The sequence below is a fragment of the Frankia sp. Mgl5 genome (assembly GCF_023242985.1).
GTDB lineage: Bacteria > Actinomycetota > Actinomycetes > Frankiales > Frankiaceae > Parafrankia > Parafrankia soli.
Map to the genome: position 1 here is coordinate 63,144 of NZ_JALKFY010000854.1, position 16,789 is coordinate 79,932.

Consider the following 16,789-nt stretch of genomic DNA (forward strand, 5'->3'; position numbering starts at 1 on the left):
TCGACGGCGTCGGCCCGGGTGTCAGGGCTTGATGGTGACGCCCTGGCTTTCCGGCCGCTCGTGTAGTTCCACGTCCTGGAGCTTCGCGTCCACGGGTATGTCGAACGGGATCGTGCCGGTGACGGTGGCGCCGGGTTCGATCGTGTCCCACACGCCGTCCTGGAGCCAGAGGCGGGACCAGTAGTCGGCCGTGTGGCGTTCGCCGTCCAGGGTGCGCAGGTACTGGTCGGAGCTGTTCAGCGTCCGCTCTACCGTGCCGACGTTGGTGATTTTGATATCGACCAGGCAGAACTGCCCGCTGGGGTGGCGGGCCAAGATCCCGTCACCGACGTGGTCCTCGCCGCAACTGATCTTGTTCGCGACGAACTCGAGCTGGTCGTCGCGGACCGCCGTGCCCACGCCCCCGCTGCGCGGGGTCTCCGGCTGCTGGGACGGTGCCTCCCGGCCGCCGTTCGACGAGGATGCCCCCGGATCGTCCGAACCGCCCGCGACCGAGCTGATCAGCCAGGCGGCCAGGACGATCGCGAGCGCGGCGGCGCCGAACAGGAGCACGCGATGCCGGGCGGAACGGGGCCGGTGCGGGCCGGGCGCCCCGCCGCCGGCGGGTGCTCCTGGACCGGCGGGGACGGGCGGGTACGGGCCCTGCGGGGGCTGGTGCGGGCCCTGCGCGGGTGGGTGTGCCCCCGGGCCGGCACCCGCGGGGCGGAAGCCGGAGGGGCCGAATCCCGCGGGGCCGCCGCCGGGCGCCGGCCCGCGGGCCGCTCCGGGAGCCCCGGAGAAGGCCGGTGCGCCCGCCGGCGCCGGCACGGCGACGCCGGGCGGCCCCACCCCGCCACCGTGCCCAGCCCCGCCGCCGTGCCGGCCTGGAGGGCCGCCGCCGTGGCCTGCTCGGCCGCCCTGGCCCGTTCCGCCGCCCTGGCCTGGAGCGGCGCCGTGGCCCGCTCCGCCCCGGTGACCCGGTGCGCCGCCGCGGCCGACCGTTCCGCCCAGGCCGTCGCCGTGGCCGGCCGCGGACCGCTCGCTGGCGGACGTCTGCGGGGCGACCCGGGTCGGCGCGAGGCCGGGCAGGGTCGTTCCCCTGGTGAGGTTCAGCAGTTCCTCGGCCTGGCCCACGGCGCTGGCGCTCGGCTGCCCGGTGCCGTCGTCCCGGCCGTCGCCGGACCGGGTGGGTGGCAGCGAGATCAGGTTCAGCAGGAGGTCCCGGGCGCTCGGGCGGGCGTCGGGGTTCTTGGCGAGGGCCGCTGCGACCAGCGCCTTCAGGTCGTGCGGCAGGCCGTCCAGGGCCGGGCGGGAGCCGACGATGCGGGTGCTGAGCTCCAGGTCCGTCCCGGTGCCGAACGGGTGGTGGCCGGTGCCCGCGTAGGCGACCAGGATGCCCCAGGTGAACACGTCGGCCTCCGGGCCGATGGCCTGGCCGTTCACCTGCTCGGGCGCCATCCAGCCGGCGGACCCGAAGCCCCACGCGGTGGGTTTCGCCTTGGCACCCTCGAGCGCCTGGGCGATGCCGAAGTCGATCACCCGGGGGCCGGACATCGACAGCAGCACGTTGCTCGGCTTGAGATCACGGTGGACGAGACCGGAGCCGTGGATCGCGGTCAGCGCGGTGGCCACGCCGACGGCGAGCCCGGTGAGCGTGGAGCCGCTGATCGGGCCGTTCTCCACCGCGTGGTCGAGCCGGACGCCGTCGATGAACTCGGTCACCAGGTAGGGGGCGGTGGCGTCGGGGTCGGCGTCCAGCACCTCGGCGGTGCAGAACGGCGCGACCCGGCGGGCGGCGTCGACCTCCTGCCGGAACCGCCGCCGGAATTCCTCGTCGGCGGCCAGGTCCGGCCGGACGACCTTCACCGCGACCCGGCGGCCGGCGGACTCGGCGAGGTACACCGTGCCCATCCCGCCCGCGCCCAGGCGGCGCAGCAGGCGGTACGGGCCGATCGCCCGGGGTTCGTGCGGGTGCAGGACCTCACCGGGTGGCGCCATGCCACCCGGCTGCCCGCGCGCCGCCGGAGCGACGCGTTCCCCGTTGTGATCCACGATGATGTTCCACCTTCGGTGCCCGGGGTCGCGGCTCTACGCCTGTTCGCAGTCTGCACCAACGCGGCGACGGCTCCGCGCGTGCCGAAGCTATGGCCGGATTCTCCGGCCACGGCGCGGAACGCCCGGCGGGTCGGTGTCGTCGGTGTCAGAGTCGTCGATACCAGAGCGGGCGGCGCTGCGGTGCACCCCGGACCAGTCCGCATCGCGACACCCCCGCACAGGAACATCGCGGATGACCGGTACCCCACCGGACGGGAGCACCGCACCCCCGACGGGAGCACCGCCGACGACCGTTCCGCCCAGACGCCGATGACCGTTCCGCCCGGATAGGAGCGCCGCTGATGACCGAGGCCGCCGGGCCGTGGCTGACCTGCCCCTGGTGCGGCGGCCCGGTGCCGTTGGCGCACCTGGTGCCCTCGGACGAGGAGCCCGGTGCCGTGGTCGCGGTCTGCGCGGGCTGTGGACGCCGGGTGGCGATCACCCCGCCGGACGACCCCCGGGCCTGACCGGGGGTCGCGCCTGTCAGCGCTCGAGCTCGTTGGCGACCGCGTGGACGACCTTGGCCACCTTCTGGGCCGCCCTGCGGTCGGGGTAGCGCCCGCGGCGCAGGTCGCGTTGGACGTCGTCGAGGACCTTGATCATGTCTTCGACCATGCTGTGGAGCTCGTCGGGGCTGCGCCGTGAGGCGTTCGCGGCGGCCTTGGCAACGGACGGAGGAGCACTCAGAATGCGCAGCGAGAGCGCCTGATCGCCCTTCCGGCCGGCGGCAATGCCGAACTCGACCCGATCGCCGGGCTTGAGGCGATCCACACCGGACGGCAGAGCGGCCTTGTGGACGAAGACGTCGGCGTCGCCGTCATCACGGCTGAGGAAACCGAAACCCCTGTCGACGTCGAACCACTTGACTTTGCCGGTGGGCACGGGCGACCTCGTTCTGCGTTGCGGATCGGCGGATTGACACGCGGTGACGGATTCCCAGGCTATCCGGCGCCCGCCTCATGTGTAGCCCCTTCGCGGACGATGACACCGCGTGGCCGGGGCCCGACATCGTCCCCGGATGACCACGCCGATGTTCGTCCGACACCGGACAGTTCGTGGCTGACTGCGGAATATGGAGCGTCTGTCCGGTAAGGCGAGTTCTTCCGGTGCCCAAGGACGTTACAGAAGACGCATCCGGGGCAGGACCGCCGTGCGCGTGACGCGGAACGGTCGCGCTGCAGGACACAAGCGCACACGGCGCGCACCAGCGGACGCACCAGCAGGAGCACACAACGCGCAACCAGAAAGAATCGATCGTTCGGAGGAGTGAGCTCCATGTCGAAGCCCGACCGTGATCTCGACTTCCGCGACGCGGACGCTTTCGCCGAGGCCGAGGACAGCCGTCGCCGCGACGAGAACGCGCACGCCGACGGAGGCACCACCGACGCCGCGGCGATGCGGGAGGCCGACGGCCTCTCGGCGACGCCGAGTGAGGCCGCCGCCTACCGCGAGCACGTCGAGCGGGGCGCCCGGCAGCAGGGCGAGGGCGCCCCGACCTTCTGAGGCGCTGATCCCGATCCGGGTGTCAGGCCGGCTCGGTCTGGCGCCCGGGGGCGGGAAGGAGCTCGTTCATCGAGCCGGACCGGAAGCCCCGGGGATCGACCTCCGCGCGGGCGAAACCGGACTCGACGACCACCGAGACCAGATCAGGACGGGCCACCAGCCCGGCCACGTGGTCGGCATCCACCTCGATCCGGGCGACGTCCCCGAGATCGCGCACCCGCAGGTCGCGGATGTGCAGGCCGGCCGTTGCCGTGGCCACCCGCAGCGCCGTCTCGGCACGCTCCACCCGGGCGAGCCGGGCCGGGCTGACCCGCACCCCGTAGGCGATCCGGCTCGCCAGGCAGGCCGCCGCCGGCTTGTCCCAGGTGGGCAGCCCCCAGGCCCGGGACGCGGCGCGCACCTGGGCCTTGGTCAGACCGGCGTCCAGCAACGGCGTGCGCGCGCCCCGGCTGGCCGCCGCGCCGATGCCGGGCCGGAACCCCGCACGCGCGTCGTCGGCGTTGGTTCCGGTGACCACGTGCGCCAGGCCCAGCTCGACGGCCAGCGGCGCGAGTGTGTCGACGAGCTCGGACTTGCAGAAGTAGCAACGGTCGGAGCCGTTGGCCTGATAGCCCTCGTGACTCATCTCGTCGGTCGCCGGGAACAGGTGGCGCACCCCGAGGCCGGTGGCGAAGCGGCGGGCCGCGTCGAGTTCGGCCGCGGGCAGGGACGCCGACACGGCCGTGGCCGCGACCACGGCATCGGGGCCGAGTTCCCGCGCGGCGGCGGCCAGCAGGAAGGCGGAGTCCGCGCCGCCGGAGAAGGCGACCAGCACCGATCCAAGCTCACCCAGCCGTGCGCTGAGCGTGTCCAGGCGCCGGCGGAGCACCTCGTCCGCCAGCCAGGCCGGGAAGGCCGCCAGGTCGGGCAGGACGACGTCCGCCCCGGCCGCGGTCAGGTCGTCCGGCGGGCAGGGGCCGGTGGGCACCGCGACGGAGGCCGCCCCGCCCGCGCGCGCGCCGTGGACGTCCCCGACGTGGTCGCCGACGAAGACGTCCACGCCGTGCTCCTCGATCGCCGCGCCCTTGGTCTCGGCGAACAGCCAGCCCGCGACGTGGTCCGCTGTGATTCCGATGTGCTCCAGACTGGCCCGGGCCAGCGGCTCGCTCTTCGCGGTCACGACCACGACCCGCCCACCGGCGCTGCGGACCGCCTCGACGGCCTCGGCGGCGTGCGGCATCGCGACGGAGACGGGCACCGCGTGCACCGCGTAGAGCTCGCGATAGCGGGCGGCCCGCCGGGCCACCTCGTCCGCCGGGAACCAGCGGGCGATCTCGTCCTCGAGCGGGGGGCCGAGACGGCGCACGGCGGCCTCGCCGTCGATCGTGACGCCGGTCTCGGCGGCCAGCTCGGCGAAGGTGGCGACGATCCCGCGGCGGGCGTCCAGCAGGGTCATGTCCAGGTCGAAACCGACGACCAGGGTGGATGTTCTCCAGGGGGACACCCGGCGAGCCTAACCAGCCAGGCGGACGGGCCGCCGAAAGCCGGTAAGGTCCGCGGGTGTGACCAGGGTTGTGGTGGATGTGATGCTCAAGCCGGAGATCCTCGACCCGCAGGGCCAGGCGGTGCTCACGGCGCTGCCGCGCCTCGGCGTGGCCGGGATCAGCGGCGTTCGCCAGGGCAAGCGTTTCGAGCTGGACCTGGACGGCGAGGCCGACGCCGAGGCGCTGGCGCGCATCGAGCACCTCGCGTCGACGCTGCTGGCGAACCCGGTGATCGAGGACTATGTCGTCCGGGTGGAACCAGCGCGGGTGGAAGCCGACTAGGCGGAACCGCGCCGCCGCGGTGAGCCGCGGCGGCGGCGGTCAGAGCACGGTCAGAGCACGGTGGGGGCGAGCGGGGTCTCGCTGATCATGGGGCGGCCGGCGGCCTGCCAGCCGATCATCCCGTCCACGAGGTTGCGGGCCTGCCAGCCCTCACGGGCCAGGTGCGCGGTGACGGCGGCCGACCGGCTGCCGGAGCGGCACACCACGACGATCTCCCGCTCCCGGGGGACCTCGCTGATGCGGGCCAGGAAGTCGCCCATCGGGATGTGGACCGCGCCGTCGATGTGACCGGCGGCCCACTCGTCGGGCTCGCGTACGTCGACGAGCAGCGGGCCACCCTCGGCGGGTAGGTGGACGGGAAGCTCCGTCACGTTCACGGTCGGTATCTGCTGGGGACTCACAGCGCCATCCTGCCACCCGCCGCGGGGCTGGGCGGATGCGGCGTGGCGCTCACTTGAGCAACCTTGACATCCGCCGGTCGGCCAGAACCCGCCCGCCGGTCTGGCAGGTGGGGCGGTACTGCAGCGAGCGATCGGCGAACGACACCTCCCGGACGGTGTCCCCGCAGCGCGGGCAGGGTAGCCCGGCCTGGCCGTGCACGTTCAGCCCGAGCTTCTTCTCCGCCTTGAGGTCGCCGGCGGACCCGGCGCGGCTCTGGCTACGCGCCGGTGGCCAGGGCGGTGGCGGTCAGGGCGGTGGCGGGCAGCTCCGGGACGAGGCCGGCGGCGGCGGCGCGCCCGAGCAGCTCCCGGGCGGCGGCGAAGCCCTCGTCCCCCAGATCGAGAGTGAAGTCGTTGACGTAGAGCTCGATGTGGGCGTTCGCGACCTCGGGGGCCATCTCCTGCGCGTGCTCGATCACGAAGGTCGCGCTGGCGGCCCGGTCGGCGAAAGCCGCGGCCACGCTGGCCCGCACGGCGGCCGACAGCGCGGCGGTGTCGAGCTCGCGGCGGGCCACGATGGCGCCGAGCGGAATCGGGAGCCCCGTCCGGCCCTCCCACCAGTCACCGAGGTCCGCCACCGCGGTCAGTCCGTAGGACGGGTAGGTGAACCGCGACTCGTGGATGACCAGCCCGGCGTCGTACTGGCCGTCCCGGACGGCGGGCATGATCCGGTCGAACGGCACGACGTTGATCGAGCCGATGCCGAGCTGCTCGGCCCACAGCCGGAACAGCAGGTAGGCGGTGGTGCGGGTGCCCGGGATGGCGACCGAGGCGCCACGCAGATCCGTCCGCCCGGCGGTCAGGACGAGCGGTCCGCACCCGCGGCCGAGCGCGCCGCCGGCGGTGAGCAGCGAGTAGCGGTCGAGCAGCCACGGCAGGGCCGCGTAGGAGACCTTGACCAGGTCGTCCCGGCCGTCGGCGGCGCGGGCGTTCAGCACGTCGATGTCGGCGAAGGTCGTCGACACCGCCGGGGCACCCGGGACCAGCCCGTGGATGAGTGCGTGGAAGGCGAAGGTGTCGTTCGGGCACGGTGAGATGGCGAGCGTCAGCTGGTCCGGCGCCGGCGCTCCGCCCTCGCTTCCGATCGGCGGTGTACTCATGCGCGACCTCCTGGTCCGTTGCCTCCCGAGGGCCCGGGCTAGCCCGTCGGCCCCGACTCCTTCTCCGCGCGGGGGGCGGGTACCAGGCCCTCCGGGTGTGCCACGAGCGCCGCCGCCGCGGTGCGCAGGCTGCCCAGCGCGGCCTGCATGTTCCACGCCGCGCGGTCCCGCCGGCCGACCGGGTTGCTGACCGCGCGGATCTCCGTCACCGGAACACCGAACGCGCCCGCGGCAATCCCGACGGCGTACCCCTCCATCGCCTCGGCGACCGGGTCCAGCCGTGCTGTGAGCGCCGCGGCCCGCCGCTCCGTCCCGGTCACGGTCGACACAGTGAGGACGGTGCCACTCACGATTCTGCGCCCGGTGATGTCGAGAACGGTCGTCAGCCGCCGGACGAGGTCGGCGTCGGGCTGCAGGGTCGACGAGCCGAGGCCCAGGTCGTCCATGGTCAGGAACGCACCCGCCGCCACCGGGCCCGGCGGCGGGCCGGGCTGGTACGAAGGTGCCCCGGCGGGGTGGAAGCCCAGGTTGCGGTCCATCTCGTTGATCCGGACCGGGGCTGCCGGCTCGGCCGGCTCGTCGAGTCCGGACTCGGCGCCGAGGTCCGCGGCGACCATCCGATCGGCGATCACCAGGTCGCCGACCTCAGCCCAGCCGCGGAAACCGCCTGCGATCCCCATCGAGATGACCAGCCCGAACGGCTCGCCGGCCGCACTCGCGACCGCCAGGGCGACGGCCGTCCCGGCCGCGGACGCCGGACCAGCCGGGCCGGCGGCGAGAACGGTCACCGGACCGCGCCGACGCCCGACGTAGGGCCCGAGGGTCGAGGTGGTCAGCAACTGCCGGTCCCAGTCGGGCGAGACCAGGCCGCCGGGCCCGGACGGAGTGCGCGAGCGGCCGCGCGACCAACTCCCCATCAGACCGGCGCACACCGCGTCCGCCTCGGCGTTCACCGCGGTGACGATGAGGGTGCGGGTCATGACCTGCTCAAGATCATGGTTTGGACGTGTCCTCGTCTTCCGTCGCGCCGTTGGGGCGCCGGTCTGCGACCAGGCCACCGTGCCGGACGGCGCAGTGACGGCACGATCCCTGTGATGTGGTGCAAACCGGACTTAGTTGACGGACCCTAGCACCGCGATCGACCCTCCGTGGTTCCGAGCACCCGCTGTGATCTGGCGCTCACGGTTATCTCCAGGCGCGGCGGGCGGCCTGCCCTGTGGGAGCTATCGTGGCCGGTCGCGGCGCCAGCGGCCGCGGCGGGCGGAGCCGTCCGGAGGGTCGGGATCCTCCAGTGTCCGCGGCACCGCGGGGGTGGGCACACCGGGCTGCTCCTGCCCCGCCGCACCCGGCCCGGGTGTCCCGCCCGCGCCCGGCCCCGGCGGCCTGTCCTGGACCGGTTCCTGCTGGTGCGACTGCTGTCGGCCCTGCCGGTAGCCGTTCCGCTGGCCCGGTTGCCCGGAGTCCAGATGGTAAGGCTGCTGGTAGGCATGGTGCAGCTGCGGTGCCGGGCCGTACGCGCCGCCCGGGCCCTCGGCCGCCGCCGGCTCGGGGACGGGCGGGTGCCCCAGCGGGTTCGTAGCGTCGGGATCGCCGCCGGCCCACTGCCCGCCGCCGGCGGGCCCCCGCCAACTGACCGGGACGTCAGCCCGTGGATCGGGGGCGTACCAGCCGTCCATGGAACCCGTGGGCACCGCACCCGCACCCGCGGGGCTGACCGGTGGGGGACCGACCGCGGTGGGGTCGGTCGCTGTGGGATCGGCGACAGCGTGGTCGGTTGTCGCGTAGCCGGTTGTCGCGTAGCCGGCCGGCGCGGGAACGGTGTCGGCGACGGGCGCGGACGGCTGCGCCGGTGCCTGCGGGCCCGGCCACGGCGGCTCGGCGCCGGTGGTCTCCCGGGCCGTGGACCGGTGGCGCTCGCGGGCCTGGCGGCGGGCCTCCCGCAGCGCCCGGGACTGCAGGACGAGGGCCAGCCCGACCGCCGCCGCGGCGAGCGCGAAGCCGAGCGTGCCCGGCATCTCGATCAGCCCGAACGCGCCGCCGGTCACCCAGCCGAGCTGCAGCGCCGTCTCGGAGCGGGCGAAGGCCGAGCCCCGGGTGTCCTCGACGATGTCGCGCTGGATTATGGCGTCCAGCGCCAGCTTGGCCATCGAGCCCGCCGTCATCGCCAGCAGGGCCGCGACCAGCGAGGTGAACCGGGTGTACGTCACCGCGGCGACGAGGCAACCGCTCGCCGCCAGCAGCAGGCCCAGCATGAGAATTCCCTCGGGACGCCGGCGCCCCAGCCGCCCGCCGATGAGGACGCCGATTCCGCTGCCGAATCCCGCCGTCGCCGCGAGGGCGCCGAGCCACAGGTTGTTGCCGCCGTTCGTCCGCAGCAGGAATGCCAGGTAAAAGGTGAGGAAGCCCACCAGCCCGCGCAGGACCAGCGTCGCCCGCAACGCGACGGGCAGCGCGCCGAGCGCCGCGGCGAACCGGGTGCGCAGGTTGCCCCGCCGGCGCGGTCCGGTGAGCTCGCGCAGCGTCCGCTCACCGGCCGCGGAGTCGACGTGGCCGGGCAGGTTGAAGGCCAGCAGCACCCCGGCCATGTAGATCAGCGCGCACACCCGCAGAACCCACGGGTAGCCGACGAACGGGATGTTGGCCAGCCCGAGGCCGAGCGGGGCGACGACCGCGCCAGCGACGATGTTGACCAGGGAGATCCGGGAGTTGACCTTGACCAGGGTCATCTCCGGCGGCGTGACTCGCGGCACGACGGCGCTGCGGGCGACGCCGAACGCCCGCGACAGGACGAGCAGCCCGAGGGCGAGCGGGTAGACCGCGAGCCCGTCCAGCGCGCCGGCCAGCTGCCAGGCCAGCAGGCACCGCCCGAGGCAGATGGCCGCGAGCGCGGTGCGCCGCCCGTAGGCCACCCTGTCCAGCAGCGGCCCCACGACCGGGGCCAGCAGGGCGAACGGCACCATCGTGATCAGTAGGTAAAGTGCCACCTTGGACCGGGCCTCGCCGGTCGGCACCGCGAAGAACAGCGAGCCGGCCAGCGCCACCGTCACGAGCGCGTCGCCCGCGGCGTTGACGAAAGACAACTCGGTCAGCGAGGACAGCCCGGACTGTTGCGCGCCGTCGCGGCGAATGGTCGCACGCAGGCGGTTGAGTCCTTCGGTGAGCGTGCTTCCCGGCTTCACTCTGCCGAGTGTCCTCGTCAGTACCGCTCGAGACCACGACCACATCGGGCGGGGCGACCGTCGTTGGGTGAGAATACGTGCCGTGGAAGCACTAGAAGTTCGTTCCGAGTCGGCTGGGGCCCGTGGGTCCCGGGGTTCGTCGGATGGTGCCGGCGTTCCCCCCGCTGGCACTGCGACGGATCACAGTGAGGCCACGGCGCCGTCCTCCGCGGACGAGAAGCCACGCCGGCCCGTGCGCCGGTCGTCGCGCCGTACGCGGGCGGCAGCGGCCGAGCCCACCCCCCCGACGCCACCCGACACGCCAGCCTCCGCCGCCGACGCGTCGGGTGACCCGCCCGCCGGTGGGCCGGCTGACGCGTCCGTCGGCGTTCCGGCTGGTGCGGTGTCGGGGCACGAAAGGGCGGTGCCCGGGACATCCGAGCCCGAAACCCCCGCGTCGGCGGCGCGGGCGCGGATCGCGCGGACGGGACGTCTGCTGCGGGAGCCCGTCCTCGACGCGGTGTGCGCCGGTGCGGTGGACCTCGCCCGTGCCGCGGCCGAGGAGGAGGCCGATTCGCCCGCAGAGGTCGGCAGGCACCTCGGTGTCGAGGCCGAGGCGGAGCGGCTCGTCCTGCACCGGTTCGAGTGCCTCTCCCGCGCCTACGTCGGCTGGACCTGGACCGTCGTCGTCACGCGTGCGTCGCGCATCCGGAAGGCGACCGTCAACGACGTCATACTGACGCCGGGCGAGGGCGCGGTGCTCGCCCCGGCCTGGGTGCCCTGGTCCGAGCGCCTGCGGCCGGGTGACGTCGGCGTGGGCGACCTGCTCCCGACGGCCGTGGACGACCCCCGGCTGGCGCTGCGGGCGAGTGACGCGGAGGAGATCGACGACCCCGAGGCCTGGATGGGGCTCGGGATCGGCCGCCCCCGGATGCTGTCGACCTTCGGCCGGGAGGAAGCCGCCGAGCGCTGGTACGGCGGTGACTCCGGGCCGGACGCGTCTATCGCCAAGGTCGCGCCGGCGGCCTGTCTGACCTGCGGCTTCCATGTCCGGCTCGTCGGTGCGCTCGGCCGCCTGTTCGGGGTGTGCGCGAACGAGCTCGCCCCGGATGACGGCCGGGTCACAGCCGTCGACCACGGCTGCGGAGCCCATTCGGAGGCGCTGGTCGCGCCCTCGGCGCATCCGGAGCCGGTCCCCTTCGACGAGGACCCCTCCGACCTGACTCCGACCGACATCGAGCTGGTCGGGGTGGCCGCGCACTCCCCGGGCTCAGTCCCGGACCAGCCCCCCGGCACCGCCGACGCCGACGCCGGCCCGGAGCCCTACGGCCACTCCTGATCTGGTCGGTCGGGCCGGGCGAAATGATGTGTGGCGATTGAGTGAGTCCATGGACTCACTCAATCGCCACGGGTGTTTTTGGGTGTGCGGTAGGGGGTGATTTGTCGGGCTGGCTTGGCTGGGGTGCGGGTGGCGGCTGTTGGTTGCCAGGAAGGGGCTTGTGGGCGCGTTTCTGGTTGTTTTGTAAGTCTTAATTCAATTGTTTGAACCGGACATCGACCGCGCCGCGTCCGGCCCCGCACCGACCGGCGTTCGGGCCGTGCCTCAGGCTCCGCGGCCGAACAGGCGGGGCAGCGTGCCCTCGTGGGCCGCCCGCAGCTCGTCCAGCGGTATGGCGAACTCGCCGGCGACGTTCAGGCTTCCGCCTCCGCCGTCGGTCACGACGCCGATCTGCCGGCACGGCAGGCCCCGGTCCGCGCACAGCCGCGCGAAACGGTCCTGCTCGGCGGCGGGGACGGCGACGACCGCCCGCCCGGCCGATTCGCTGAACAGCTCGACGAACGCGTCCGCCCCGGCGGGCAGCTCGATCCGTGCCCCGTGCCCGCCCCGCAGGCAGGACTCGACCAGCGCCTGGGCGAGCCCGCCCTCGGAGAGGTCGTGGGCCGCGGTGAGCAGCCCTTCGCGGGAGCCCCCGACGAGGATCTCGCCGAGCAGCTTCTCCCGTTCCAGGTCGACGGCCGGCGGCGTCCCGCCGAGATGGCCGTGGGTCGCCCAGGCCCACTCGGAGCCGCCGAACTCGTCCCGGGTGTCGCCCAGCAGGAGCAGCGCGTCGCCCTCGTCCGTGAAGCCGATGGGGGTGCGGCGAGTGACGTCGTCGAACAGGCCGAGCACGCCGACGACCGGCGTCGGATGGATCGGCGCCGAGCCGGTCTGGTTGTAGAAGGACACGTTCCCGCCGGTGACCGGCAGGCCGAGCCGCCGGCAGGCGTCGGCGAGCCCGGCGCAGGCCTGGGCGAACTGCCACATGACCTCCGGGTCCTCGGGGGAGCCGAAGTTCAGGCAGTTGGTCACCGCGATCGGCTCGGCGCCGGCCGCGGTGACGTTGCGGCACGCTTCGGCCAGGGCGAGCTGCGCCCCGGCGAACGGGTCCAGCCGGGCGTAGCGGCCGTTGCCGTCGGTGGCCAGCGCGATGCCGAGCCCGGAGGCCGACAGCCGCAGGACGCCGGCGTCCTCGGGCTGGGCCAGCACCGTGTTGGCCTGCACGTACCGGTCGTACTGCTCGGTCACCCAGGCCCGCGAGCACAGGTTCGGGGAGGCGATCATCCGCAGCAGGGTCGCCCGCAGCGCGTCGCCGGTGCGCGGCCGTTCCAGGGCGGACGGCGCGTCCGCCCGCAGCAGGTCGAGGTCGACCGGGCGGCGCATCGGGCGTTCGTAGACCGGCCCGTCGTCGGCGAGCGAGCCCGGCGGGACGTCCACGACGACCTCGCCGTGCCAGCGGACGACGAGGCGGCCGCTGTCGGTCACCGTGCCGATGTTGGTGGCGATCACGCCCCACCGCTCGGCGAGCGCCAGCACCTCGGGCAGCGCGTCCGGGGTGACGATGGCGAGCATCCGCTCCTGCGACTCGCTGGCCAGGACCTCGTGCGCCTCCATCGACGCCTCGCGAAGCGGCACGAGGCCGAGGTCGACCGACATGCCGCCGGGCTGGCCGGTGGCGATGCCGGCGGCGGTCGTCTCGGTGAGCGCGCAGGTCAGGCCGGCCCCGCCGAGGTCCTGGATGCCGGTGACCAGGCCGCGGTCGAACAGCTCCAGGCAGCACTCGATGAGGATCTTCTCGGTGAACGGGTCGCCGACCTGCACGGACGGCCGCCGGGCCGGTCCGCCGCCCTCGTCGAAGGTGGCCGAGGCGAGCACCGAGACGCCGCCGATGCCGTCCCGGCCGGTCTTCGCGCCGAGCAGCACCACGGCGTTGCCGACTCCGGTGGCGGCGGAGGTCTGCACCCGCCCGACCGGCATCACGCCGACGCACAGGGCGTTGACCAGCGGGTTCCCGCCGTACACCGGGTCGAAGACGACTTCGCCGCCGATGGTCGGCAGGCCCAGGCAGTTGCCGTAGCCGCCGATGCCGGCGACCACGCCGGGCAGCACCCGGGCGGTGTCGGGTGCGTCGGCGGCGCCGAAGCGCAGTGGGTCGAGGATCCCGATCGGCCGGGCCCCCATGGTCAGGATGTCGCGGACGATGCCGCCGACACCGGTCGCCGCGCCCTGGTACGGCTCGACGAAGCTCGGGTGGTTGTGCGACTCGACCTTGAAGGTGACGGCCAGGCCCTCGCCGACGTCCACCACGCCGGCGTTCTCACCCATGCCGACCAGGAGCCGGTCTGTGGCCGGAGTGTCCCGGAACTGGCGCAGGTGCACCTTGGACGACTTGTACGAGCAGTGTTCGCTCCACATCACCGAGTACATGGCCAGCTCGGCGTCGGTGGGGACCCGGCCGAGGGTGGCGACGATCCGCTCGTACTCGTCGTCGGTCAGGCCCAGCTCGCGGTAGGGCTGGCGGTCGACGGTGCCCTCGCCCGGGCCGTCGGCCTGGTCGTCGGGGCTGGTCGTGGGGGCGGAAGGCGTTCCGGTCACGTCCCCATCCTGGCGGATGCGCGCCGGTCGGGTGGCGGCGACGCCGCGGGCGCCACCCCCGGCCCACCACAGAGCCCACGGAAGGGACGGCGGCTCGTCCCGCCGATGCCCGGCCGGGCGCGCGGCTGGTCGGCCGCTGGTTGGTGACCGGTCAGCTGTCCAGCAGGCCCTTCTCGGCCAGGAAGTCGTGCGCGACCTCCTCGGACTTCTCCCGCTCCGCGTCCACCCTCTTGTTCAGCTCGGCCAGGTCCGCCGTCGTGAGCACCGGCGCCAGCGCGTTCAGTGCCGAGGTGATCTCCGGGGCGAGCGAGTCGGTGTTCACGATCGGCACCAGGTTGTCGGCGTTCTGGAGCTTCTTGTCGTCGGTCAGCACGACCAGGTTGTAGTCGTTGACGGTGGCGTCGGTGGTGAGCACCAGGCCGAGCTGCGCGGTGTCGTCCCGTACCGCGGCCTTGGTCTGGGCGGTCGCCACACCGGTCTCGACGATCTCGGAGATCTTGATCCCGTAGGTCTTCTCCAACCCGGGCTGGCAGAACGGGCGGGTCGCGCACTCGGCGCCCGCGGCGAGCTTCACCGTCAGGCCACTGGCACCCAGGTCGGTCAGGGTCGTCAGGTGGTGCTCCGCGGCAAAGGACCTGCTCACCGCGAAGGCATTCTGGTCGACCGCGTCGGCCGGCTCGAGCACGCTCAGGCCCAGCCCCTTCGCGAGGCGGCGCAGCCCGGCCAGCGATGCGTTCAGGTCCGACGACGAGACCGAGGTGGCTCCGGAGCCGTTGACCTGGGAGTTCAGCAGGTCGGCGTAGGTCGCCACATACTGCGGCATGGCGTCGATCTGCCCGCTCTCCAGGGAGGACTGGGCGATCTCGGTGCTCTGCACCGAGGTCCGCTCGACCTTGTAGCCGGCGTTGGTGAGCAGTTCGCCGTACATGTCGGCGAGGATCTTGCTCTCGGTGAAACCGGCGTCGGCGACGGTGAGCGAACCAAGGCTGGCGCCGCCGGAGCCGTCGCCGCAGGCCGCAGTGGTCAGCGCGAGAGCCAGAATGGCCGCCGCCGCGGCGCCCACCCGGCGCCGGCCGGCACGGCGCGGGCACGGGCGGATCCGTCGGGTGCGCCGGTGCACGGCCTGCCCAGCCTCTGCCGCCACCGACGTTGGTTCGCTCACGTTCGCCGACCCCATCCCTCGTACTGTCGCCGTTGTCGTTGGCGTGCGGCCCGGCCCCGCCCCGGGTCACCCTGCCGTGCGACCAGTTGCCAGTGCAACCCAGACCGGCCGTTGTCACCAGGACGACCGCAACTCGGGGAACCCCGGCCGACGGCGACCTGCCGGACGTCCGCGTGGGCCAGGGCCGTCACGCTCCGGCGCGGACCCGCCCGGCGGAGCCGCCGCGGGGGGCCACGAGCCGCTGCGCGCACAGCAGGACGGCGTCCACCGCCAGCGCGAGCACGGCCACCAGCACCGCGCCGCCGACGACCCTGGGATCGTCGTGCTGGGCCAGGCCGTCCACCACGAACCGGCCGAGGCCGCCGCCGCCGATCAGCGCGGCGATGGTCGCCGTCCCGACGACCTGCACCGCCGCCAGCCGCAGCCCGATTATGATCATCGGCGCGGCCAGCGGGAGCTCGACGTCGCGCAGGATCTGCCAGCCGGACATGCCCATCCCACGGGCGGCCTCGCGGGCGTCACCGTCGATCTCCCGGACGCCCACGTAACTGTTCGTGACCAGCGGGGCGAGCGCGAAGAGCGTGAGCGCCGCGATCGTCGTCGTGTCGCCGATGCCGAGCGGTCCGATCGCCAGCAGCACGAGCACGGCGAAGGTGGGCACCGCGCGTCCGGTGTTCGAGATGTTGATCGCCAGGGTGCCGCCGCGGCCGGCGTGGCCGAGGGCTGTTCCGAGTGGCAGCGCCAGGGCGACGGCGATCCCGACAGACGCGCCGCTGAGCACGAGGTGCTCGCCGAGCCGGGCGAGGATCCCCTCGGGGCCGGACCAGTTGGCGCCGTCCGACAGCCACGACGCCGTCTCGGTGATCATGCTCATGTCGGGCTCATCCGCCGCGCGTCCCGTGTGGCCCGGGCGTCCTGTGTGTTCCGTGTGCCGCGTGCGCGCCGTGCGCGCCGTGCCGCCACGGGGTGAGCAGCCACTGCGCCGCGACGAACAGCAGGTCCGCGGTGACGGCCAGGGCAACGCAGAGCACGGACGCGGTCAGCACCTCGGCCCTGAACGTGCTGCCCAGCCCGTCGTAGATGAGGTCGCCGAGCCCGCCGTGCCCGATCGTCGCCCCGACCGTCGTGAGGGCGATCGTCGACACCGTGGCGACGCGCAGCGCGGCCATGATGGACGGCAGCGCGAGCGGCAGCTCCACGGTGACCAGCAGCCGGGCCGGCCCGTATCCCATCCCGACTGCCGCCGCCCGCACCTCGGGCGGGACGGAGCCCAGCCCGGTGAGGAAACCGCGGAAGAGGATCACCAGGGTGTAGGCGACCAGGCCGATCAGCACACTCGTCCGGGACAGGCCGGTGAACGGCAGCAGGATGGCGAAGAACGCCAGCGACGGCACCGTGTACAGGGCGCTGGTGGCGCCGCTGATCCAAACGGCCAGCGCCGGCCGGCGGCGGGCGGCCAGAACGAGCGGGGCGGCGATCAGCGTGCCGTAGCCGACCGCGCTCACGGTGAGGCTGATGTGTTCGCGTAACGCGGCCATGATCTCGTCCGAGCGGGACGACACGTAGTCGCCACAGATCCACGCGTTGCGTTCCAGGCAGCCGTCCGCGAGGAGTGCCACCACTGCACGGTAGCCG

15 protein-coding genes and 1 pseudogene are annotated in these 16,789 nt (G+C 73.8%); 4 read left to right on the plus strand and 12 right to left on the minus strand.

All coding sequences use genetic code 11. The features are described from left to right. Nucleotides 1–21: 21 nt before the first annotated feature. Nucleotides 22–2,031, minus strand: coding sequence for a protein kinase (locus MXD62_RS38490; protein ID WP_248834220.1), 2,010 nt, complete (start codon nucleotides 2,029–2,031; stop codon nucleotides 22–24). A 344-nt stretch (nucleotides 2,032–2,375) separates the two neighbouring features. On the opposite strand from MXD62_RS38490, the gene MXD62_RS38495 reads away from it, so the two are divergent. Continuing rightward, nucleotides 2,376–2,540 (plus strand): hypothetical protein, encoded by a 165-nt coding sequence (locus MXD62_RS38495; RefSeq protein WP_248834221.1) that lies wholly within the window; start codon nucleotides 2,376–2,378, stop codon nucleotides 2,538–2,540. Between the two features lie 16 nt (nucleotides 2,541–2,556). Here the strand turns inward: MXD62_RS38495 and MXD62_RS38500 are convergent, their stop codons facing one another. Continuing rightward, entirely contained in the window at nucleotides 2,557–2,955 is a 399-nt protein-coding gene (locus MXD62_RS38500) for a cold-shock protein (RefSeq protein WP_012157590.1), read from the minus strand. Nucleotides 2,956–3,348: 393 nt separating this feature from the next. Here MXD62_RS38500 and MXD62_RS38505 point away from each other — a divergent pair, with 393 nt between their 5' ends. After that, nucleotides 3,349–3,576, plus strand: a complete 228-nt coding sequence (locus MXD62_RS38505) for a hypothetical protein (protein WP_248834222.1) — start codon at nucleotides 3,349–3,351, stop codon at nucleotides 3,574–3,576. A gap of 22 nt (nucleotides 3,577–3,598) precedes the next feature. Here MXD62_RS38505 and larE read toward each other — a convergent pair whose 3' ends face one another. Continuing rightward, nucleotides 3,599–5,059 carry an ATP-dependent sacrificial sulfur transferase LarE gene (gene larE, locus MXD62_RS38510; RefSeq protein ID WP_308301396.1) on the minus strand — a complete coding sequence of 487 codons (1,461 nt, stop codon included), beginning with the start codon at nucleotides 5,057–5,059 and terminating at the stop codon, nucleotides 3,599–3,601. Nucleotides 5,060–5,117: 58 nt separating this feature from the next. On the opposite strand from larE, the gene purS reads away from it, so the two are divergent. Further along, complete coding sequence (gene purS, locus MXD62_RS38515) at nucleotides 5,118–5,381, plus strand: phosphoribosylformylglycinamidine synthase subunit PurS (RefSeq protein ID WP_012157592.1); 264 nt, start codon at nucleotides 5,118–5,120, stop codon at nucleotides 5,379–5,381. Between the two features lie 50 nt (nucleotides 5,382–5,431). Here purS and MXD62_RS38520 read toward each other — a convergent pair whose 3' ends face one another. The 5 genes and pseudogenes from MXD62_RS38520 to MXD62_RS38540 form a co-directional block, all read right to left on the minus strand. Continuing rightward, on the minus strand, nucleotides 5,432–5,782 hold the full coding sequence (locus MXD62_RS38520; RefSeq protein ID WP_012157593.1) for a rhodanese-like domain-containing protein: 351 nt from the start codon (nucleotides 5,780–5,782) through the stop codon (nucleotides 5,432–5,434). A gap of 49 nt (nucleotides 5,783–5,831) precedes the next feature. After that, a pseudogene (locus MXD62_RS39020) lies at nucleotides 5,832–6,038 on the minus strand (zinc finger domain-containing protein); the annotation flags it as partial. A 1-nt stretch (nucleotide 6,039) separates the two neighbouring features. After that, on the minus strand, nucleotides 6,040–6,921 hold the full coding sequence (locus tag MXD62_RS38530) for a 1,4-dihydroxy-6-naphthoate synthase (RefSeq protein ID WP_248834223.1): 882 nt from the start codon (nucleotides 6,919–6,921) through the stop codon (nucleotides 6,040–6,042). 38 nt (nucleotides 6,922–6,959) lie between these two features. Beyond that, the gene (gene mqnB, locus MXD62_RS38535; protein ID WP_248834224.1) at nucleotides 6,960–7,901 is read right to left on the minus strand and encodes a futalosine hydrolase; all 942 of its coding nucleotides are present in this window, start codon (nucleotides 7,899–7,901) and stop codon (nucleotides 6,960–6,962) included. A gap of 243 nt (nucleotides 7,902–8,144) precedes the next feature. Continuing rightward, complete coding sequence (locus MXD62_RS38540) at nucleotides 8,145–10,145, minus strand: MFS transporter (protein WP_248834225.1); 2,001 nt, start codon at nucleotides 10,143–10,145, stop codon at nucleotides 8,145–8,147. A gap of 358 nt (nucleotides 10,146–10,503) precedes the next feature. Between MXD62_RS38540 and MXD62_RS38545 the strand changes: the two genes are divergently transcribed. Further along, a complete protein-coding gene (locus MXD62_RS38545; protein ID WP_248834226.1) occupies nucleotides 10,504–11,418 on the plus strand; it encodes a DUF3027 domain-containing protein in 915 nt (304 codons plus the stop codon). 264 nt (nucleotides 11,419–11,682) lie between these two features. On the opposite strand, the gene purL is transcribed toward MXD62_RS38545, so the two are convergent. The 4 genes from purL to MXD62_RS38565 form a co-directional block, all read right to left on the minus strand. Then, the gene (gene purL, locus MXD62_RS38550) at nucleotides 11,683–13,992 is read right to left on the minus strand and encodes a phosphoribosylformylglycinamidine synthase subunit PurL (protein ID WP_248834227.1); all 2,310 of its coding nucleotides are present in this window, start codon (nucleotides 13,990–13,992) and stop codon (nucleotides 11,683–11,685) included. A gap of 151 nt (nucleotides 13,993–14,143) precedes the next feature. Continuing rightward, nucleotides 14,144–15,169, minus strand: a complete 1,026-nt coding sequence (locus tag MXD62_RS38555) for an ABC transporter substrate-binding protein (RefSeq protein WP_248834228.1) — start codon at nucleotides 15,167–15,169, stop codon at nucleotides 14,144–14,146. 172 nt (nucleotides 15,170–15,341) lie between these two features. Next, nucleotides 15,342–16,028 (minus strand): ABC transporter permease, encoded by a 687-nt coding sequence (locus MXD62_RS38560; RefSeq protein ID WP_248834229.1) that lies wholly within the window; start codon nucleotides 16,026–16,028, stop codon nucleotides 15,342–15,344. A 7-nt stretch (nucleotides 16,029–16,035) separates the two neighbouring features. Further along, nucleotides 16,036–16,773 carry an ABC transporter permease gene (locus MXD62_RS38565; RefSeq protein ID WP_248834230.1) on the minus strand — a complete coding sequence of 246 codons (738 nt, stop codon included), beginning with the start codon at nucleotides 16,771–16,773 and terminating at the stop codon, nucleotides 16,036–16,038. Between the last annotated feature and the right edge of the window lie 16 nt (nucleotides 16,774–16,789).